This window comes from Shewanella mangrovi (assembly GCF_000753795.1).
GTDB lineage: Bacteria > Pseudomonadota > Gammaproteobacteria > Enterobacterales > Shewanellaceae > Shewanella > Shewanella mangrovi.
In genome coordinates this window covers 102,908-122,566 of sequence record NZ_JPEO01000008.1, presented here as the reverse complement: position 1 = coordinate 122,566, position 19,659 = coordinate 102,908, and the positions used below count along the sequence as shown (strand labels likewise).

Annotated in this window: 13 protein-coding genes and 11 tRNA genes; 19 read left to right on the top strand and 5 right to left on the bottom strand. The window is 48.0% G+C overall.

Features of this window, described 5'->3' with window-relative positions:
- The first annotated feature begins 64 nt into the window (after positions 1–64).
- The 12 genes from HR45_RS12215 (at position 65) to HR45_RS12160 (ending at position 3,026) form a co-directional block, all read left to right on the top strand.
- A tRNA-Glu gene (locus HR45_RS12215) sits at positions 65–140 on the top strand.
- A gap of 38 nt (positions 141–178) precedes the next feature.
- A tRNA-Glu gene (locus HR45_RS12210) sits at positions 179–254 on the top strand.
- Between the two features lie 38 nt (positions 255–292).
- A tRNA-Glu gene (locus HR45_RS12205) sits at positions 293–368 on the top strand.
- Positions 369–406: 38 nt separating this feature from the next.
- A tRNA-Glu gene (locus HR45_RS12200) sits at positions 407–482 on the top strand.
- Between the two features lie 38 nt (positions 483–520).
- Positions 521–596: transfer RNA gene (locus HR45_RS12195), tRNA-Glu, on the top strand.
- 38 nt (positions 597–634) lie between these two features.
- Positions 635–710: transfer RNA gene (locus HR45_RS12190), tRNA-Glu, on the top strand.
- A gap of 38 nt (positions 711–748) precedes the next feature.
- Positions 749–824: transfer RNA gene (locus tag HR45_RS12185), tRNA-Glu, on the top strand.
- A 64-nt stretch (positions 825–888) separates the two neighbouring features.
- Positions 889–964: transfer RNA gene (locus tag HR45_RS12180), tRNA-Glu, on the top strand.
- A gap of 38 nt (positions 965–1,002) precedes the next feature.
- Positions 1,003–1,078, top strand: a tRNA-Glu gene (locus tag HR45_RS12175).
- Between the two features lie 33 nt (positions 1,079–1,111).
- Positions 1,112–1,187 (top strand) — tRNA-Ala (locus HR45_RS12170).
- Positions 1,188–1,222: 35 nt separating this feature from the next.
- Positions 1,223–1,298, top strand: a tRNA-Glu gene (locus HR45_RS12165).
- Positions 1,299–1,520: 222 nt separating this feature from the next.
- On the top strand, positions 1,521–3,026 hold the full coding sequence (locus HR45_RS12160) for a S10 family peptidase (RefSeq protein ID WP_037443302.1): 1,506 nt from the start codon (positions 1,521–1,523) through the stop codon (positions 3,024–3,026).
- Between the two features lie 105 nt (positions 3,027–3,131).
- On the opposite strand, the gene HR45_RS12155 is transcribed toward HR45_RS12160, so the two are convergent.
- Positions 3,132–4,973, bottom strand: a complete 1,842-nt coding sequence (locus HR45_RS12155; protein ID WP_037443300.1) for an ABC transporter ATP-binding protein — start codon at positions 4,971–4,973, stop codon at positions 3,132–3,134.
- A 175-nt stretch (positions 4,974–5,148) separates the two neighbouring features.
- Between HR45_RS12155 and HR45_RS12150 the strand changes: the two genes are divergently transcribed.
- From HR45_RS12150 to sstT, 5 genes are all read left to right on the top strand, one after another.
- Positions 5,149–6,612, top strand: coding sequence for an Ada metal-binding domain-containing protein (locus HR45_RS12150; RefSeq protein WP_037443298.1), 1,464 nt, complete (start codon positions 5,149–5,151; stop codon positions 6,610–6,612).
- 15 nt (positions 6,613–6,627) lie between these two features.
- Positions 6,628–7,143, top strand: coding sequence for a methylated-DNA--[protein]-cysteine S-methyltransferase (locus HR45_RS12145; protein WP_063355110.1), 516 nt, complete (start codon positions 6,628–6,630; stop codon positions 7,141–7,143).
- Positions 7,144–7,228: 85 nt separating this feature from the next.
- Positions 7,229–7,666 carry a hypothetical protein gene (locus tag HR45_RS19070; protein WP_052074707.1) on the top strand — a complete coding sequence of 146 codons (438 nt, stop codon included), beginning with the start codon at positions 7,229–7,231 and terminating at the stop codon, positions 7,664–7,666.
- Between the two features lie 95 nt (positions 7,667–7,761).
- The gene (locus HR45_RS12135; RefSeq protein ID WP_037443296.1) at positions 7,762–8,649 is read left to right on the top strand and encodes a chemotaxis protein CheV; all 888 of its coding nucleotides are present in this window, start codon (positions 7,762–7,764) and stop codon (positions 8,647–8,649) included.
- A gap of 125 nt (positions 8,650–8,774) precedes the next feature.
- Complete coding sequence (sstT, locus tag HR45_RS12130; RefSeq protein ID WP_037443294.1) at positions 8,775–9,998, top strand: serine/threonine transporter SstT; 1,224 nt, start codon at positions 8,775–8,777, stop codon at positions 9,996–9,998.
- 40 nt (positions 9,999–10,038) lie between these two features.
- Here sstT and HR45_RS12125 read toward each other — a convergent pair whose 3' ends face one another.
- Positions 10,039–10,932 carry a GGDEF domain-containing protein gene (locus HR45_RS12125; RefSeq protein ID WP_037443292.1) on the bottom strand — a complete coding sequence of 298 codons (894 nt, stop codon included), beginning with the start codon at positions 10,930–10,932 and terminating at the stop codon, positions 10,039–10,041.
- Positions 10,933–11,108: 176 nt separating this feature from the next.
- On the opposite strand from HR45_RS12125, the gene HR45_RS12120 reads away from it, so the two are divergent.
- Together HR45_RS12120 and HR45_RS12115 are read left to right on the top strand one after the other, a co-directional pair.
- Entirely contained in the window at positions 11,109–13,043 is a 1,935-nt protein-coding gene (locus HR45_RS12120; RefSeq protein WP_037443291.1) for a monovalent cation:proton antiporter-2 (CPA2) family protein, read from the top strand.
- Between the two features lie 93 nt (positions 13,044–13,136).
- Positions 13,137–14,519, top strand: coding sequence for a class II fumarate hydratase (locus tag HR45_RS12115; protein ID WP_037443289.1), 1,383 nt, complete (start codon positions 13,137–13,139; stop codon positions 14,517–14,519).
- 79 nt (positions 14,520–14,598) lie between these two features.
- Here HR45_RS12115 and HR45_RS12110 read toward each other — a convergent pair whose 3' ends face one another.
- From HR45_RS12110 to HR45_RS12100, 3 genes are all read right to left on the bottom strand, one after another.
- Complete coding sequence (locus HR45_RS12110) at positions 14,599–15,708, bottom strand: patatin-like phospholipase family protein (RefSeq protein ID WP_037443312.1); 1,110 nt, start codon at positions 15,706–15,708, stop codon at positions 14,599–14,601.
- A 491-nt stretch (positions 15,709–16,199) separates the two neighbouring features.
- On the bottom strand, positions 16,200–18,293 hold the full coding sequence (locus HR45_RS12105; RefSeq protein WP_037443286.1) for a TonB-dependent siderophore receptor: 2,094 nt from the start codon (positions 18,291–18,293) through the stop codon (positions 16,200–16,202).
- Between the two features lie 234 nt (positions 18,294–18,527).
- Entirely contained in the window at positions 18,528–19,529 is a 1,002-nt protein-coding gene (locus tag HR45_RS12100) for a DUF4382 domain-containing protein (RefSeq protein ID WP_052074706.1), read from the bottom strand.
- Between the last annotated feature and the right edge of the window lie 130 nt (positions 19,530–19,659).

The window sequence follows — 19,659 nt, the reverse complement described above, 5'->3', positions numbered from 1 at the left end:
CGACGGTTCGATCCCGTCTAGCTCCACCAAATCGTTTATCACCACGATAAAAGGTGAGTCCTGGGTCCCCTTCGTCTAGAGGCCTAGGACACCGCCCTTTCACGGCGGTAACAGGGGTTCGAATCCCCTAGGGGATGCCAAACTCTTTTTAAGCGGAGTATAAATGCTTAAGTCCTGGGTCCCCTTCGTCTAGAGGCCTAGGACACCGCCCTTTCACGGCGGTAACAGGGGTTCGAATCCCCTAGGGGATGCCAAACTCTTTTTAAGCGGAGTATAAATGCTTAAGTCCGGGGTCCCCTTCGTCTAGAGGCCTAGGACACCGCCCTTTCACGGCGGTAACAGGGGTTCGAATCCCCTAGGGGATGCCAAACTCTTTTTAAGCGGAGTATAAATGCTTAAGTCCGGGGTCCCCTTCGTCTAGAGGCCTAGGACACCGCCCTTTCACGGCGGTAACAGGGGTTCGAATCCCCTAGGGGATGCCAAACTCTTTTTAAGCGGAGTATAAATGCTTAAGTCCGGGGTCCCCTTCGTCTAGAGGCCTAGGACACCGCCCTTTCACGGCGGTAACAGGGGTTCGAATCCCCTAGGGGATGCCAAACTCTTTTTAAGCGGAGTATAAATGCTTAAGTCCGGGGTCCCCTTCGTCTAGAGGCCTAGGACACCGCCCTTTCACGGCGGTAACAGGGGTTCGAATCCCCTAGGGGATGCCAAACTCTTTTTAAGCGGAGTATAAATGCTTAAGTCCTGGGTCCCCTTCGTCTAGAGGCCTAGGACACCGCCCTTTCACGGCGGTAACAGGGGTTCGAATCCCCTAGGGGATGCCAACTCTTTAACTGAGCAGAGTATAAAGTTGAGTTCTTCGGCAGCGAAGTCAAACACGGTCCATGGGTCCCCTTCGTCTAGAGGCCTAGGACACCGCCCTTTCACGGCGGTAACAGGGGTTCGAATCCCCTAGGGGATGCCAAACTCTTTTTAAGCGGAGTATAAATGCTTAAGTCCGGGGTCCCCTTCGTCTAGAGGCCTAGGACACCGCCCTTTCACGGCGGTAACAGGGGTTCGAATCCCCTAGGGGATGCCACATTTTCTGAAGTTTTGTTTTTAACAGAATTTCGGGGCTATAGCTCAGCTGGGAGAGCGCTTGCATGGCATGCAAGAGGTCGACGGTTCGATCCCGTCTAGCTCCACCAAATCGTTTATCACCACGATAAAAGGTGAGTCCGGGGTCCCCTTCGTCTAGAGGCCTAGGACACCGCCCTTTCACGGCGGTAACAGGGGTTCGAATCCCCTAGGGGATGCCAATTTTAAACCACCTTCTCAGGTGGTTTTTTTATGTCTGATTTTCATGGTGATAGCGCCTCGGCGGTTGTAAACACCAATGCAGATGAAGACACCATCAATCTCCCACTGCTCGCGGGTCATTCTTTAAGCCCTCGCCATTCATGCCGCCGTAATGGGTATATTTGGCTGAATGGTCGATTTTCTCCTACGCTTAATTCTTTTATTGTGGCAAGGAAATCGCAATGCGTAACATCGTCATATTGATGGTCACTATGGTGTTGAGTTTTGGCGCCTATGCGGCTGAAGATAAAAAGCCCTCTGAAACGCCATCTGTTAAGCCTGAAGCCAAAGTATCGGTTACTGAACACTCGGTGCGTATTGATGGCAAAAAAATCGAATATGTGGCCACGGCTGGCACAATGTTGATGAAAAATGAGAAGGGGGAGCCCAAGGCGTTGTTTGGGTTTACCGCTTATGTAAAGAAAGACACAGATCTTAGAACTCGCCCCATTATGTTCGCGTATAACGGCGGACCTGGCTCTGCTTCTTTGTGGTTGCATATGGGGATTCTCGGGCCGCAGCGAACTGAGGTTATCGATACTGAATTCAGTGATAACGGTCCATTTAAGCGAGTGAACAACGAATACTCAATTCTAGATAAAGCCGACCTTGTGATGATCGACCCCGTTGGTACTGGACTATCACACGCCGTTGGTGAGGCCAAAAATGAAGACTTTTGGGGCACAGATCAGGATATTGAGTCGGTAGCTGCATTTATCAAACAGTACATTACCGAGAACAAGCGTTGGCAATCACCGAAATACATTCTGGGGGAAAGTTACGGCGGTATGCGTACTGCTGGCGTTGCGCAATATCTTGTCAGTAATGACATGATAGCCCTCAAAGGCATTATTCTTGTTTCACCGTTTCTACAGCTGATCACCGGCTTTGATTTTGGCCAAGCAGACTTACCCCACATACTGTTTATGCCATCATTTGCAGCCACAGCCTGGTATCACGATGCCATTCCTAATAAGCCTAAAGAGCTACAAACCTTTATCCAGCAAGCGGAAAAATTTACCGTTGAAGAGTACGCGCCGGCCTTGATGAAAGGCGCGAGTATCTCCGCTGCAGACAAACAAATGATGGCCAACAAACTCGCGAGCTTTACTGGCGTCAGTGCCGATTATTGGATGCTATCTAACTTGCGCGTCGACCATCAGGCATTTCTCAAGGAATTGTTGAAATCAAAGCAAATGACAGTTGGGCGGATTGATTCCCGTTTTAAAGGTTACAGTCTAGAACCCATCGCTGACCATACCGTTTATGACCCAATGACTACTGCCGTAGGGCCACAAGTTCTTGCGACCTTTATGGATTATTATGCGACTGACCTTGGCGTCAAAGATGCTACCGATTATGTGGTGTTTGGCAACGTTTTTAGTAAATGGGATTTTGGTCATAAACAACCCAATTTCTCTGGCTTCAAAATGCCGTTTCCCGACACTGGCGTAGATTTGAGCTATGCGATGATCCAAAGCCCAAAGATGAAGGTGCTCGTGCAACAGGGCTATTTTGATATGGCGACGCCATTCTTTACGACCAAGTACATGCTGGACCACCTGAAAATTCCAGCGGAGCTGAGAGCCAATATTCACACAGAATACTATATGGCGGGTCATATGATGTATGTGCATCCGGCATCAATGGCGAAGTTCAAGCAGGATTTGGCAGCGTTTATCGAATAAGAGTGAGACTCTCATACAACAAAGGCAGCCTCGACACATCGTCGGCGGCTGCCTTTGTATTTATCGGTAGTTTTTTGCTGCGGACGTTTTTGAGCGCGTTCTCCGTTAATCTAAGCCGAGGAATCCACCGGTTTGGCGTTCCCACAAATGCGCATAGATTCCGCCTTTACTGATAAGCTCTTGGTGTGAACCTTGCTCAACAATTTTGCCTTGGTCTAATACAATTAGCCGGTCCATTGCGGCAATCGTCGATAGGCGGTGTGCAATCGCAATAACGGTTTTGCCTTCCATTAGCTGATATAGACTTTGTTGTATTGCGGCTTCGACCTCAGAGTCAAGTGCTGAGGTGGCTTCATCCAACACCAAGATCGGCGCATCTTTAAGTAGCACCCGTGCAATGGCAATACGCTGGCGCTGTCCGCCGGAGAGTTTTACGCCGCGCTCACCCACTTGTGCATCTAAGCCGCGATTACCGTGCGGATCTGTAAGGTATTCAATAAAGTCATTAGCTTGTGCTTTCTCAATTGCGGCCTGCATCTCACCCTCTGTTGCAGAGGGACGGCCGTAGAGAATGTTTTCGCGAATAGAGCGGTGCAGCAATGAGGTGTCTTGGGTCACCATGCCAATGTTGGAGCGTAATGAGTCTTGGCTGACATCACGGATATCCTGCCCATCAATTAAAATGGCACCAGCGCCAATATCATAAAAGCGCATCAGCAAGTTCACTAAGGTCGATTTGCCAGCGCCAGAGCGGCCAACAAGTCCGATTTTTTCACCAGGCTTAATGTCGAGATCTAAGTGATGCAGCACGCCTGTTTTTTCACCATAGTCAAAACAGACGTCACGAAAATGAATGCCACCAAACGGAATTTTTAACGGCTCAGCATCGGGTTTGTCGAGAATATTGGCGGGTTGCGACAAAGTGTTCATACCATCAGACACTGTGCCGAGGTTTTCGAACAGGGCACTGATTTCCCACATAATCCATTGCGACATGCCGTTGAGACGTAGCGCCAGACTGACGGCGATGGCGATAGCTCCAACGGTAATTGCACTTTCCATCCAAAGCCAAATAGACAGTGCTGCCACCGCAAACGCCAGTAGGTAATTGAGTACTTGGACGCTGACGTTAATGCCGGTCACTAAGCGCATTTGGCGATATACGGTATCCAGAAATTCACTCATGCTACTGCGAGCGTACTCTGCCTCTTGCTGAGTGTGAGCAAACAGTTTAACCGTGGAAATATTGGAGTAACTGTCGACGATACGGCCCGTCATAGTGGAGCGCGCATCGGCTTGCTCACTCGCTACGGCTTTAAGGCGTGGAATAAAAAACCACTGCAGCAAAATATAGCACCCGAGCCACACTGCCATCGGCAGCACCATGCGCCAGTCAGCCTTTGCCATCATCACCACCATAGAGGTGAAGTACACGAGAATGTACATCAGCACATCAAGCAGCTTCATCACGGTTTCACGTACCGCTAGCGACGTCTGCATGACTTTGGTGGCCACCCGGCCAGCAAACTCATTTTGATAGAATGAGATACTTTGTTTGAGCAGATACTTGTGTGCTAACCAGCGAATGGCCATTGGATAATTACCCAACAGGCTTTGATAGGCGATTAATGCGTGCAACAAGGTTAGCAGCGGGATTAGCACCAGCACCATCAGCGTCATACCGAGCAGCTTGCCACCTTCGTCGGCAAGCAAGGTTTCGGGATTTTTACTGACTAGCCAATCCACCAATTGCCCCATAAAACCAAATAGCGAAACTTCCAGTACGGCTAATGTGGCGGTGAGCACCGACATCAGCAGCAGTGGTTTTTCAAAGCCTTTGGTGTAGTGTCGGCAAAAAGCAAATAGCCCCCGCGGTGGTTGGCCGGGGTCAATATTGGGGAGTGGTTTGGTCCAAGACTCAAATAAACGTAATAAGCGAAGTAACATGTAGGACTCTGATACTAAAAGAGACAGCTAAGGATACCGGATTCAGAGCGAGGTTGGCAGGCTATATTATCTGCAGTCATTGTTTCGCTTGTCAGGTACACTGCCGAAATCCGCTGGTTTATGAAGAAGATGATGGTTAACCTCGTTTCACTCATATCAATAATGAGCTAACTTCATGAAAGTATTACCCGCAAAACTCTGCCAACAAGCGCGTATGAGTCGCGATCCGCGCTTTGACGGCTTGTTTTTTGTTGGCGTGTTAACCACCGGAATTTATTGTCGGCCGATTTGTCCGGCAGTGGCGCCGAAGGAGCAAAATGTACAGTACTTTGTCAGTGCTGCCGCGGCGGCACATGCCGGATTACGTCCCTGCCTTAGATGTCGGCCTGAGAGTGCGCCAGGTTCTTACGCTTGGCTTGGCACTGATACCACCTTGCGCCGTGCAGTCAGTTTAATTGAACAACACGCTATTGACGGCGAACGGGCATTAAATATTGAAGCGTTGTGCGAGCGACTAGGTATTTCATCGCGCTGGTTACGTCATTTATTTGCCGAAAAACTTGGTATTTCGCCAATTAAGTATGCGAATTACTGCCGCTTATTATTAGCCAAACAGCTGCTGCATCAGACCAACCTTGCGATAACTGATATTGCGTTTGCGGCAGGGTTTCGCAGTGTTAGACGTTTTAATGAAGTATTTCAACAACAACTACAACTGTCGCCATCGACCTTACGGCAAAAGGTCGATGGCAGTGGCGCGGCCAATCAGATGACGTTAATGATGAGCTATCGTCCGCCTTACGATTGGCAGGCCTTGTTGGCGTTTTACCGACTCAGAGCAGTAGAAGGGATGGAATGGTTCAGTCAAGATGACCGAGTAGGGTACGGACGCACGTTACAGATCGAGCATCAAGGAAAACGTTTGCACTGTGCGTTTTTTGCTTATCAGCAAGTGGAACATTTTCGACTAGCGGTTACCATCACCTTGGGGGCGGAGGTTAATCCGCGCTTACTGCCGCAATTAATGCAAACTATCAGACGGATATTGGATTTAGATGCCGATCCTGCTGCCATCATGCAAAGGTTGGCACCATTGCAGCAGTCGCTGCCCAGCTTAATGTTGCAGCCGGGGACACGTATTGCCGGCATCAGCTCTTTGTTTGAAGCGGGTATTCGAGCGGTACTTGGTCAGCAAGTCAGTGTAAAACAAGCCATTCGACTGTTAAATCTGCTGGTTAATCGTTGTGGCAGTTGGTGCGAGATCGGTGGGCAACAACGTCTATTCTTTCCAACACCTGCGCAAGTTGCCGTGGCAGATATAACATTGCCAATGCCGCAGTCTCGCCAGCAGACGCTGAGCGCGCTAGCGAATTGGTGTGATGAGCATCCAGATCAGCAAGCGCCTGAGCAATGGTTATCGCTCAAAGGGATTGGCCCATGGACCGTCGCTTATGCGCAGATGCGCGGGCAAAGCTGGCCAGACGTATTATTGAGTTCAGATCTGGTGATCAAAAAACAACTGAAGCCACTTCAAGACGTGCACCAGCAAACAGAGCGAGATTTCGCGCAATGGCTGAGGGAGCAAGTGGCGCCATGGGGTAGTTATCTGACCTTTATGCTGTGGCGCAACGCCAATTAACGATGAGACGAAACCATGTCTACGACAGAACTGATATTGGGTAACAACCCAGTTGCTATGGCATCAAAGTCACTTGCTACCGCAACGGGCACTCTTTGGTTAACCGCCAGCGAAAAGGGGTTATGTTCCTTACGTCCGATTGCGCCAGAGAAGGCCTATCCTGCAATAGAAACAGCAGCTTTTGCTGAGGCCGAGCGGTGGTTACAGCTCGCTGCTGAGCAATTAGCACAGTATTTTGCTGGCGAGCGGCAGCAATTTAGTGTGCCGCTTGCACCACAGGGAACGGCTTTTCAACAAGCCGTGTGGCAGCAACTTTTACAAATACCCTTTGGCCAAACGGCTTCCTATGGTGAGTTAGCCGCTAGTATGGGCAAACCCACGGCCGCAAGAGCCGTCGGTGCCGCCAACGGCGCGAACAAAATAGCGATTATCATTCCATGCCATCGAGTCATTGGTAAACAAGGTTCATTGACTGGTTATGCGTGGGGCCTAAAGATGAAACAACAACTATTAACCATTGAACAAAGCTAAGCATCGGATTTATGCTTGCTATCAAGTTTTATAAAAGCGGCTTAGGTTATCTTAAGCGCCGTTTTGCTGTTGACGGAAGTAGACGATGGAATTCACCAAGTTGGAAAGCGGCCTCGCGCTTGCTGCTGATGTAGATGCCAACACTATTGCTGACACTTTATCTCAACAGGAGATTAAGTCCTGTATCTGGTTAACTGATACTCCTGCTCAAACTATCACTGCGGCAGTGTGTAACGTGCAGACCGTTGCCTTTCCGGTAATTGATACGCCAACTGACAATCTACTAGAGCCTGTTGTGGAAGCCATCCAGAGTGTCAGCATTGATGATGTTAACGCTGACAGTACAGCAGTTGTCGCCAGTTCTTATAACTTGCTCGGTGTTTGGTTAGCGTATTATCTAATGGAAAATGGTGCGGCGCCCGTGCATGCCGTTGCCCGTGTACGCGCGACGTTTGAACAGTGTTTTGTCGAAGATGGCTGGGATCAGTTTGTCTACGATGTGTTATATCGGTTACAAGCTTAAAACTTGTGCAATAGATCAAGCCTAGCTAGCTGAACTATCAGAGCATTATGCTATGCTAACAGCATTCAATTGTGGGATTTTTGAACTGGAACTTTATGAAAAGCAAGGCAAACCAATCTCAAGGACTGCTTTTGTTTCATCTGTCAGCGCGGCAGATGTTTGCCATGGGCACGTTAAAGATCCGCGAGCTAATCCCCTATAAGCCTCTTAATCATCTGCCAAATTCACATCCCGCTATTAAGGGGACGGTCGCGTTTCGCGGGCATACAATTCCAGTTATCGACATGGCGGCGGCGGTGGGATATCGCGCCTTAACCGATGATGAGCTCAAGCAGAGCTATATTATAGTGACTGATTGTCAGCGTATGGTGATTGGTTTTCTGGTACGTGCTATCGATAAAATTATTGAATGTAACTGGCGAGATATTGAATCTCCACCCAATAACTTGGGGCATAATGCACTACTGACTGGAGTGACCAGATTCGACAACCAGTTAATCCAATTGCTGGATTTGGAGCTCTTGCTCGCCAAAATTTTCCCTCAGCACCAGTCCAGTTTAGCGTCTGTGACAGATATTCAACGTGAACAGCTAAAAAGTATGCGGATTTTGCTGGTGGACGATTCCAGCGTGGCTCGTAAACAGCTAAGTGACGCGTTAGATGCACTTAACATTCCATATGACGTCACCTCTAACGGTAAACAAGCGCTAGAGATGATGGAGCAGGGGGCAAAATCTGGCAGACCTGTGACGCTATTAGTCAGTGATATCGAAATGCCCGGCCTTGATGGCTATGAATTAGCATTTGAAGTGCGTGACAACCCTCAGTTGGCCAAAGCTTATATCATTCTGCATACGTCGCTTTCGAGCGAAATCAGTGTCAGTCAGGCGCATCAGGTTGGCGCTAACGAAGCACTGACGAAGTTTGATGCCCATGAGTTGGTGCAGGCAATGTTGCGTGGCGCTCATCAGGCCGCCGCATAAACGACACTTATCGATACATCAATAGGCGTGTTACTTACGCAATGGCGCTGGACAACGGCGCCTATCTTCGATAAAAACGTTATTCCATGGCGCCCGCCATTAAGATAATAACGTTAGGCAATTTCATGAACTTATCCTCTACCTTGTTGGCCCGTATTGCTAACACTAGTCTGGTACTGCAAATCTTTATCGGCATTGTTGCTGGCATATTACTCGCGGTAATTGCGCCTGATTGGGCGATGAATATCGCGTTTTTAGGTTCGCTATTCGTTGGTGCGCTGAAGGCGATTGCACCTATTTTGGTGTTTTTATTAGTAGCGGCCTCAATTGCCAATCAGAAAAAGAATACCCAAACCAATTTACGCCCTATCATCGTGTTGTACCTAGTGGGGACATTATGTGCGGCACTCGCGGCGGTTAGCGTCAGCTTTTTATTCCCATCGACATTGATTTTGCAAACGGGTGACCAGACCATGACCCCGCCACAAGGGATTGGCGAAGTGCTGCATACCTTGTTATTTAAGATGGTTGATAATCCGGTTAATGCACTGTCTAGCGGCAACTACATCGGCATTCTGGTGTGGGCATTGGGGTTAGGACTGACGCTTAAGCATGCCAGCGATGCCACCAAAAAAGTGTTCTGGGATATGAGCCATGGTGTGTCGGTCATGGTGCGCTTCGTGATTCATCTGGCACCTATCGGTGTGTTTGGTTTGGTTGCCGTGTCTATTGCTGAAACGGGCTTTGCCGTTATGCACAGTTATGTGCACCTGCTAATGGTGTTGCTCGGCACTATGCTATTCATGGCCTTAGTGGTTAACCCGCTTTTGGTGTTTATTAAAATTCGTCGTAATCCTTATCCTCTGGTGTTGACCTGTTTGCGTGAAAGTGGTGTTACGGCATTTTTTACTCGTTCAAGTGCCGCCAACATTCCGGTCAATATGGCATTGTGTGAGCGCATGAAATTGCATGAAGATACCTATTCTGTGTCTATACCGCTCGGTGCCACGATTAATATGGGCGGCGCAGCCATCACGATTACGGTACTGACGCTTGCCGCAGTTAATACGCTAGGATATAGCGTTGATATGCCAACGGCGCTATTGCTTAGCCTAGTGGCTTCGGTCTCTGCTTGCGGCGCGTCTGGCGTGGCGGGGGGCTCTCTGCTGCTGATCCCGTTAGCGTGTAGTTTATTTGGTATTGGTAACGATGTTGCAATGCAAGTAGTCGCCGTTGGTATGATTATTGGTGTGTTGCAAGATTCAACTGAAACTGCGCTGAACTCGTCGACCGATGTGGTGTTTACCGCTGCTGCTTGTTTAGCTGAAGAGCGTAAGCAAGGGCAATAAAAATAAAAATGAAGGCCGAGCTAGATGCTCGGCCTTTTTGCTATTGTCTAGCGGCTAGACAATAACGATTGCGGCCGCCGCTTTTTGCGCGATAGAGCGCGTTATCCGCTTGCTCAAACAGTTGCTCGTCAGAAGATGTTTGTTTATCAAACAGGCTAATGCCGATACTGCAGGAGACTTTATTGCTTTGCAAAAATATATCGTCTGCCGTTTGTTGCAAAATCCGTTCGGCGATCAGATGCGCTGAATCTGACTTGCCTTCGGCGATAATCACAAACTCATCGCCACCCAGTCGAAATGCTTGATCAGCAGAACGAATACTATTGCGAACAATATCTGCAAATAGCATTAGGGCCTTGTCGCCTTCTCTGTGCCCCTTGCTGTCGTTCAGCTGTTTGAAGTTATCCAGATCCAGAATTAACAAACTCACTTGATGGGTTGCTTTGGCCCGTTCAGCACGTGCAGTCGCATTTTTTAACGCTTGGTTGAAGAAGAAGCGGTTACCAAGTCCGGTTAATGAATCGAGCATGGCCTGTTCAGCAACTTTTTGATGCCGGTAAGCATTGGCAAGCGGCTGGCTCAGTAAAGGCTCGATACTATCGAGCTGAACAGTTTCACTGATGTTCAGCGGCATCGACAGAAAATAGTCCAATTGCACCGTAACATCATTAAGCAGTACTGTACGAGTGAGTTTGATGCCCTTAGTTCGGCCCCATTTCAGCGGTGTATCGTGGTCATGTAGTGTGACGCCATAAAGCGGCAATGCCGACTGCAGTTGTTTGCCGTAGCTGGCAAAAACTGTCCGTGGGTCGAGACTCGCATGTAATCGTTGCAATAAAGCTAGCATATCAAGTGGCTTTTTCTTGCTGCTGATAGGCTTTTCTTGCCAGTAATAGGTGTCAGCGTATCCTTCGGCTGTGTGTAAAAAATCCATTAAGAATACTCCGTAAAAAACCTTCTTATTCTTTCCTAAGCAATATGCATGCCTAGTTGGTAAACAACAGATTTGTCATTAGTGAATGCTTGATTATGCTTAATAGAGTGATCTAAGCCGCTTTTCGCCGTCGGCTTTTTGACATTATTGAGCGTGAAAAAGCGGGAGTCCTTTGAATGGCGCACCAGATGTTGACGCAATTGCTGATGATGTTGCTGATCGCCATGGTGGCTATTGTGCTGCTGCGCCGGTTAAAACTGCCACCGCTGTTAGCCTATCTCTTCACTGGTGTGCTAAGCGGTCCGGCTGGATTTAACTGGATTTCGCAAAATACCATTCATTCAGCCGCAGAGCTGGGGGTGGTGTTGTTGATGTTTACGCTGGGGCTGGAATTTTCTATTCCTAAATTGTGGTCCATGCGGCGAACTGTATTTGGCTTAGGCAGTATTCAGATGCTGCTGACCGCATTGTTAGTAACGGCCTTAGCGCTGACCTTCATTAATGACTTGCATCAAGCTGTGGTGATCGGATTCGCGGTGGCGTTATCGTCAACCGCAATTGTGCTCAAACTGTTAAGTGATAATGGCCAACTGGCACATCGGCACGGTGAACTAGCTGTCAGTGTTTTACTGTTCCAAGATCTAGCCGTTGTACCTCTGCTTATCTTAATTCCACTGCTGGCTGAAGCGGAACCCGGTGAGTTTATGCCGCTGCTGGGGGTTGCCTTAGCGAAGGGAGTTCTGGCCTTCGTTGCGTTGATGTCAGTAGGAAAGTGGTTGTTGCCAAGACTGTTTGACGAAGTCGCCCGTTCACGAATCAATGAACTGTTCGTATTGTCAGCGTTAGTGGTGGCACTCACTGCTGGCGTCGCAACCTATTGGCTTGGTCTGTCGATGGCGCTGGGTGCCTTTTTAGCTGGCATGATGTTAGGGGAGAGTCAGTATCGACGCCAGCTCGAAGCCGATATTCGCCCGTTTCGTGATTTGCTGATGGGACTGTTTTTCATTTCCATCGGTATGTTGCTAGATATAGGCCATTTGGTGAGTGTCTGGTGGCAACTGTTGCTACTGACTTTGGTACTGATGCTGCTCAAAGGTTTAGTGATTATTGGTTTGATGCGGCTTGCCGGGGAAAATCTCAAAACGTCGGTTGCGACCGCAGCATCGTTAGCGCAGATGGGGGAGTTCTCTTTTGTCATCCTCGCGTTAGCGGTGAGTCAACAACTCCTCGCCAGTGATATTGCTAACCTAATGGTCATGTCTGGGGTACTGTCGATGGCGTTTACGCCGACATTAATCCGTATTGCCACCCGCAAGCTTCCACGATTTTCGACACGTAAAATTAGCCCAGCACCTGCTAAAGGAGCCATTGGTGAAACTCAGGTGTTGCTGCTTGGCTTTGGCCGCGTGGGGCAGGTGATTGCGCGTTTTTTAAAGCAACAACAAATTAGCTATCGCGCCTTAGATTTTGATCCTATGCAGGTGTATCAAGGCCGAGCCGCGGGAGAGCCTTTATTTTTCGGTGATGCGTTTAAGCGTGCCATTCTTAAGCAAGCCGCAATAGCCCATGCGGAAACCATCATCATCACCTTCAGTCAGCATCCTCACATTGATAACCTTGTAGCGTTGTGTCGCCAATTGGCGCCTGACAGCAAAATTCTTGTGCGCACCCGTGACGATAAGCAGATGACCAAGCTAAAGCAGGCTGGTGCAGATCTGGTTATTCCTGAAGTCCTTGAAGGTAGCTTAATGCTGGTATCGCAAGTGTTGCATCATTCTGGTGTTCCCTTAAGCCAGATTTTACGGCTATTAGAAAATGAACGGCGACACCAATACCCCTATTTGCATGGGTATTTTTCGGCGCAGGCAAGCGATCTTGCTTATGAGCAACTTTTTGCGCTGCCATTGGCTGCCGGGGCCTATATCGTCGGTAAATCGATGACGGACATCCCTTGGGATAACTTAGAGATAAAGCTGAGTAACGTGCGGCGGGCCGGTACAGAGCAGGCCGTCGATGAAGCCTGGCAATTTGCAGCGGGTGACGTGTTATTACTGCAGGGCATACCTAGTAAGTTGGAGCGTGCAGAGCAGTGGCTGCTAACCGGGTTATAGCCATTATTAAACAGAGTATTAGACGCATTAAGGCAAAAATTTGAATTCAGAATAGGTATCCATAAACCGTACTAGGTTCAGGTAAGGATTTTTATGAAACACATCTTTCGTATTGAAAAAGACAGTATGGGTGAAGTTAAAGTCCCGGAAAATGCGCTCTATCAGGCTCAAACACAACGGGCCGTCGATAACTTCAATATTAGTGAGTACAAGATGCCTAAAGATTTGCTTGTGGCATTGGCGTATATCAAACAGGCTGCCGCCAAGACTAATGCTGATTTAGGCTTATTACCGCTGGATATTGCTGAGGCAATCTCAAAAGCCGCACAAGCGATTATTGATGGTCAATATCATGATCAGTTTCCCATTGATGTATTTCAAACGGGCTCTGGCACCAGTACCAATATGAATGCAAATGAGGTGTTGGCGACCCTAGCAAGTCGGATTACGAAGGAAAGCGTAAGTCCCAATGACCACGTCAACATGGGACAAAGTAGTAATGATGTGATTCCCACTTCCATTCAGGTGAGTGCCGTCATAACCACGGAAACACGGTTGCTTCCAGCATTAACCCACCTGAGCACTGCGCTCAGAAAAAAACAGCTGCAGCTTGCAGGGGTTGTCAAAACCGGTAGGACACATTTAATGGACGCGATGCCGATTACTTTCAGCCAAGAGTTAAGTGGCTGGGAAGCCCAAATACAGCATGCGTCGGGGGCCATAAGTTCGGCACTGGTATCAGTAAGAGCACTTGCACAGGGAGGAACCGCAGTCGGCACCGGCATAAATGCTCATTCCAGCTTTGCTGCAACGTTTAGCCATCATCTCAGTCAGTTAAGCGGTTTAGCGTTTGAGCCTAGTGAAAACTTCTATTTTAACCTGAGCAGTCAGGACGCGATTGTTGCGCTTTCCGGTCAGTTAAAAACCGTGGCGGTGGCATTGATGAAAATTGCCAATGATCTACGCTGGATGAACTCAGGTCCGCTTGCTGGATTAGGTGAAATAGCACTAAAGGCTTTACAACCTGGCTCCTCCATCATGCCCGGCAAGGTAAATCCCGTGATCCCTGAAGCTGTCGCCATGGCTGCGGCGCAGGTGATTGGCAACGATACCACGATTACTGTTGCTGGCCAGTCGGGAAACTTTCAACTTAATGTCATGTTACCGGTCATCGCACATAACCTGCTTGAATCAATAAATCTGCTGAGCAATGCATGCATTGCCCTTGCTGATAAAGCAATTGAGCCGTTCACTGTGTGTCAGCACAATATTGATAAGAGTCTCGCTAAAAACCCTGTGCTGATCACCGCATTAAATCCGGTGATTGGCTATCTGAAAGCGGCAGAAATAGCCAAAAAAGCCTACAAGGAGGGCAGAGATATCATCGATGTAGCAGAGGAGGAAACTGATCTGAGTCGGCGTGAATTGGAACAGTATCTTGACCCTAAGAGACTCACGATTGGGGGGATTTCATAAACTCATCATTAGTTCTACAGAGCTTCCTTAGTGGCTAGGGGCGCTCTGTATCGGTCTATTGTGAAGCGCTATTGCTGTTTTATCGCAGCGGGAATTGAAAGAAACTCTGCAGTTGATCCATTTGTCGCTGAGCGTCGCGGAAACCCAAATCGATAAGTGCGCTAGTAAAGCTTTTTTCGAACAGCAGGTACGACACAATACTGGATTCAGATTGGCTGTTAATACCAATTAAGCCGAGCAAGCGGCGAATCGCAAACGGCAGATCCATGTAGTAGCGTTTCGCCAGATCACTTAAGTCCTCACTCGGTTTCATCACTAAGGTTTCAATATGGCGCAGTTCTGCTGTTTGCCGTTTAGCCTCAGGGATAAGCGACAAGGTACCGTTGATACGGGTGAGTCGCTCCATATCGCTATTGAGCGTGTCAGAAAAGATGGTATCTAACAGGTGACCAGCAACAGTGGCGGTTTTAGGGTGATACTCCAGCTCTTTGGGCAGATGTTTATGGGGACTTTCAAGGTTAATCACCATGATCCTTTCCGCGCCGAGATGGATCGGGCAAGAAAGCGGCGCTAACTGATGTACTGAGCCATCGCCGTAGTACCATTTACCTAATTTTATTGACGGGAATACCAGCGGAATGGCAGCGCTTGCCATCAAATGTTCCGTATTAAGCCGCGATCTTACCCCACTCCGACGGGCACGCTGCCAATTGCTAATGTTATCTTGCCCCTGAAAAAAGCTGACCGAATGAGAAGTGTTGTAGCACGATGTATCAATGCTCAAGGCTTTAAGATAGCCATTTTGAATATTGCGGTCGATACGCTCAAAGTTGATCAGTTCATTCAGCAGATGGCGCAGTGGATCATTATCTAGCAGACTGCCCGCATCGGTACTTGCCAGATCGGTCTGCATGCCCTTCAGCAAAATAGCCAAGAGATGTCTTAACACGTGTGGTATTGAAGAATGGTAGATTCTGCTGGTATCAAGGTGTTGCCAAATCCATTCCAGCTTTTTTACACCTAAGTGAAAACAAGAAGCATGGGTCGCCATGGCGGTGCCATTGATGGCTCCGGCCGAAGTGCCACAAATAATGCTAAATGGAATCGCGTGATTGCGAGGGTAGTGTTGTACCAGCGCTTTTAGCACGCCAACCTGATAAGCCGCGCGTGCGCCACCACCACCTAACATCAGCGCCGTGTTATTCACCTAATAAAACCTCGTCTAACGTCGTCGACTTACTAATAGCTTAGTAAAGTAACTGTTTATCTGAGTGTTGTTATAGACCAAGGTATCAAGTCCAGCATAGTAGACCAATGACTAGCGTCTCAATCTGCATCGGCAGTTTAGGTAACGGAAATGGGCACTGTAAATGCAAAATAGCAAGTTGGTTGTGGTTTAGTGATTACTAATAAATATTTTCTAATACAGATAGTTAGGAATGTATTATTCTCCGTTGATTTATCTTATAGCCGCTGGTGAACAAGGTTGCTCTGGCTTCAGCACAGCAAGCTCTTTCAGCAAGCATTATAAATTTGAGCAGTCCGATTTCGCTCCTAATCACGGTAGAGTGAGCGGCTTTTTTTTTATTCAGCAAGAGGCAGGGACAGAGCAAGGTCGCGGAAGTGATAAGACGTAATAGCGAAAAACGGCTGAACAGATGTTCAGCCGTTTTATGTGACTTAAAAGCGATAAGTTATCGTCGCAGTATAATCTCTTGGGGCACCGTAAAACGCCTGCGTTACCCGCAAACTGTTGTAGTAGGTTTTGTCGCCTAGGTTGCTGACATTGAGGCCAAGCTCCAAGTTGTCGAGTATTTGGTATTTGGCAAATACCCCATAAATTGCGTAGGCCCCCTGATTAATACGGATCTCACTACTGACATCGGTATAGACAGATGATTGCCAACGGAAGTTTGTGCCTAATGAAAGCTCTGGTGCCCACTCTGGTTGGTAAATCAGCATCCCTTTGAGCGAGCGCTCAGGGATATAAGGACGGATGTCGTCGCCTTGCTGATCTTCAATATCCAGTTGGGTATAACCGAGCATCATCTTCAATTCATCGCTGAGTTTCCCCGAGATTTCTAACTCAAACCCGGTAGATTTAAGGTCAACACCACGAGAATAGCTTTGCCCTTGTGCGTTGCGACCTGCGGTTTCGGCGAGGTTTTGATACTCGTTCTTAAAAATGGCGGCGGTTGTGTTTAACGCGCCATTGAAGAATTCACCTTTAATGCCGCCTTCCAGTGTTTTGCCCGATGTTGGTGCTAAGCGCTGATGGTCTTCGTCAAATTCTGTTTGGGCTCGGAAGGTTTTCGCGATGCTGGTATAAAGCGACAGATGTTCCGTCAAATCATAAACAATACCGCCGTAAGGAATGAATTTGTTTTCATCGCTGACTTCTTGATTACCGTAGCTTTCGCCGCGGCTGCGATAATCTACGAAACGCCCGCCAGCCACAAAAGAAAGCTTATCGGTGGCTTCTATGCGGGTTGCGATATAAGCCGATGCTTGGGTATCACTGATATCTGAGCCTGAGGCATTATCAGCGAAGGTTGGGAAGGGCGTGTTACCGTCCCATTGGGTAAAGTCATCGATATTGGGAAAACCGTTACCTGTGGTGTAATCAAACAGCGATAGGTCTTTAACGCTATGGCGGATCCAACTGGCGCCTAGGGTGAGTTGGTGAGTTCGGCCAAATAGCTGATAGTCACCGTTGGCTTTGGCATCAACTTGGTGTGCCTCACCATCCAGTGTGTAGCGCGAGGCATAGCCGTACAGACCTGAATTGGTCACTGGCGCAATACTACCAGTGACATAGAACAGATTACCTGCCTGATTGTTGGCACGGTAGTTATAGCTAACTAAACCTGTCCAGCCATTGGCAAAGTTATGCTTAAGCTCCGCAAAGGCTTCAGTATTTAGGGTATTCCAGTAGGCCCAGTCCGCTGAAGTGGAGGTAGAACGACCAAAATCGGTCGGCGTGCCATCGGTGTAAGCCAGTGTTAGCGAGCCCCACATAGGAGAGTCAGGCTTGTTTTCAGAATAATGAGCCCCTACTGTCAACAAGGTGCTATCTGAAATATCGGCTTCAAGTACGCCATATACAGATGCCAATTGCTTGCTGTAGAGGTCGATATAAGAATGGTTATCGTGGTAGCTACCGACAAAGCGACCGCGAACATTAGCGGTTAAGCTGCCTGAAACATCTGTTTCGAAACCGTAATTATCCCAACGTCCTGCACTTACTTTAACGTAGCCCTGAGTCTCTTGGGTTGGACGTTTACGAATTAAATTGACGGTTGCCGCTGGGTTACCGACACCTGCAGCAAGGCCATTCGCGCCACGAATAACATCAACTTGTTCATAGATACTGGTATCGGTATCACCATACAGAATATCGGCATAAAAAGGCGCACCAACACCATCTATCTGAATATTACTGACGGTGAAGCCGCGCGAAGTCAGATAGGTGCGATCAGTTTCAACTTTCTCAACCGTGATGCCAGGCGTGAAATCCATGACATCATTGATGGTGTTGAGATTGAAGTTTTCAATGTATTCGTTGCTGATAACGGAAACAGATTGAGGCGTTTCCCGTAACGACATATTCAAGCCAGTAGCGGAGCGGCTAATCTGCTGCGATGATCCAATCACTTCGATTTTTTCAATCTGTGCATGATTCGTACGCGAGGCATCGTCAGCATAAGCGACATTGGTACCTAACGCTGCTGCGATTGCGATTGCGAGTGCAACGGATGTATTAACAAATGACATATCACCTCTAATCTTTTTAAGAACACCATACTTTAATTGGATGCAAATGATAATGATTATCGATAATGTTTCAAGGGTGTGAATTGTAAAGATGGGCAGTAATTGAGGGGTGGAACGTCGATGATTAACTATGCCTCACAGAGTTAATGTGTATAAAGCAACCTGTTGAAATCATAATAAAAAGAGGACTCGGCAGTGGCTGAGTCCTCTTTGTGACAAATTGAGAAATGATGTTTATGGCGCGGTGGCGGTAAAGTCTTGCGTTACATCTTGTCCTGCAGTTACCGTGATTTCATGCACTTGATCGGCAGGATTTGCGATAATTCTGCCATCGAACTCATCTGGATTGTCATTGCCACCTGAGCAGGTAAAGGCAACGGTATAATTACCAGTTGGCAGATAACCAAATTCATACTGGCCATTATTACCTGCCTCATAAGTCACAGGTGCAGATGCATATGGAGCAACTGTGCCTTCTGGCAAATCTGCGGTGTTAGTGTCGGGATCATACAGGTCCGCGAGCAACGTACTATCAAGGCCACTACCGGCATACAAATAAACAAAATTACCGGCGTTATCTGCGTCAGGTGTTAGGGTGTTGGCGCAACCATTTTCGGCGAATAGATTGATATCAACGTTGCCCATTACCGCAGCTACTGCGGCATTGTTAAGGATTTTGACGCCGTGAGGTTTGAGGTTGTAGCGATTTCCGTTTTGGTTTTCGACCAATGACTGACGTAAATCAAACTCAATGGTAAAGGCTTGAACACTATCGGCACCAACGGTGAAGCCACCTAATTGCAGTTTGTTACTTGGTTGTTTTAGTGGAATTTGACCATTTTCACCAACCACATAGCTGAGATCAGAGCCTGCGGTTTCGTCCAAAATGTGTAGGATAAGGTTGTCGTAAGTGCCGGTAGGGATCTGCTGGTTGGATACAATCAGTGTGCTGTCACTGCCTTGATATTGCAGCAGATCGATCTGACGGAAATCAGCACCATTATCCCCGGTAACATCGAGTACGATGTTATCTTGTCCTGCACGAACAAGTTCTATTTGGTCAAAGGCGATAACGACTTGGTCAGCACTATCTACTGGTGCATCTGACACCGCAAAGGATACGTTGGCCATTTGTAGGTCTTTACTATTATCGTCACCTCCGCCGCCACAGGCGGTAAGAAAAAGGGCGGATGTTGCCATAACAAGTAGGTTACGATTGGATGGAATGAGTTTCATTGGATCCTCCAGTTGACTCAATTTATCCCGGCTAGTGTCACATCGGACACCTTAACCGATACTGTACTAGTTTACATTTGTATTCTGAGTGTTGCGTATAGGTAGGGGAAATAAGCCATTATTGGTTATG

Excerpts from the sequence above, each read along its gene's own strand:
- HR45_RS12100 (WP_052074706.1), bottom strand. The coding sequence starts at position 19,529 with ATGAAACTCATTCCATCCAATCGTAACCTACTTGTTATGGCAACATCC.
- HR45_RS12145 (WP_063355110.1), top strand. The coding sequence starts at position 6,628 with ATGTCTACGACAGAACTGATATTGGGTAACAACCCAGTTGCTATGGCA.
- HR45_RS12135 (WP_037443296.1), top strand. The coding sequence starts at position 7,762 with ATGAAAAGCAAGGCAAACCAATCTCAAGGACTGCTTTTGTTTCATCTG.
- HR45_RS12155 (WP_037443300.1), bottom strand. The coding sequence starts at position 4,973 with ATGTTACTTCGCTTATTACGTTTATTTGAGTCTTGGACCAAACCACTC.
- sstT (WP_037443294.1), top strand. The coding sequence starts at position 8,775 with ATGAACTTATCCTCTACCTTGTTGGCCCGTATTGCTAACACTAGTCTG.
- HR45_RS19070 (WP_052074707.1), top strand. The coding sequence starts at position 7,229 with ATGGAATTCACCAAGTTGGAAAGCGGCCTCGCGCTTGCTGCTGATGTA.
- HR45_RS12105 (WP_037443286.1), bottom strand. The coding sequence starts at position 18,293 with ATGTCATTTGTTAATACATCCGTTGCACTCGCAATCGCAATCGCAGCA.
- HR45_RS12120 (WP_037443291.1), top strand. The coding sequence starts at position 11,109 with ATGGCGCACCAGATGTTGACGCAATTGCTGATGATGTTGCTGATCGCC.
- HR45_RS12110 (WP_037443312.1), bottom strand. The coding sequence starts at position 15,708 with ATGTTAGGTGGTGGTGGCGCACGCGCGGCTTATCAGGTTGGCGTGCTA.
- HR45_RS12115 (WP_037443289.1), top strand. The coding sequence starts at position 13,137 with ATGAAACACATCTTTCGTATTGAAAAAGACAGTATGGGTGAAGTTAAA.
- HR45_RS12160 (WP_037443302.1), top strand. The coding sequence starts at position 1,521 with ATGCGTAACATCGTCATATTGATGGTCACTATGGTGTTGAGTTTTGGC.
- HR45_RS12125 (WP_037443292.1), bottom strand. The coding sequence starts at position 10,932 with ATGGATTTTTTACACACAGCCGAAGGATACGCTGACACCTATTACTGG.
- HR45_RS12150 (WP_037443298.1), top strand. The coding sequence starts at position 5,149 with ATGAAAGTATTACCCGCAAAACTCTGCCAACAAGCGCGTATGAGTCGC.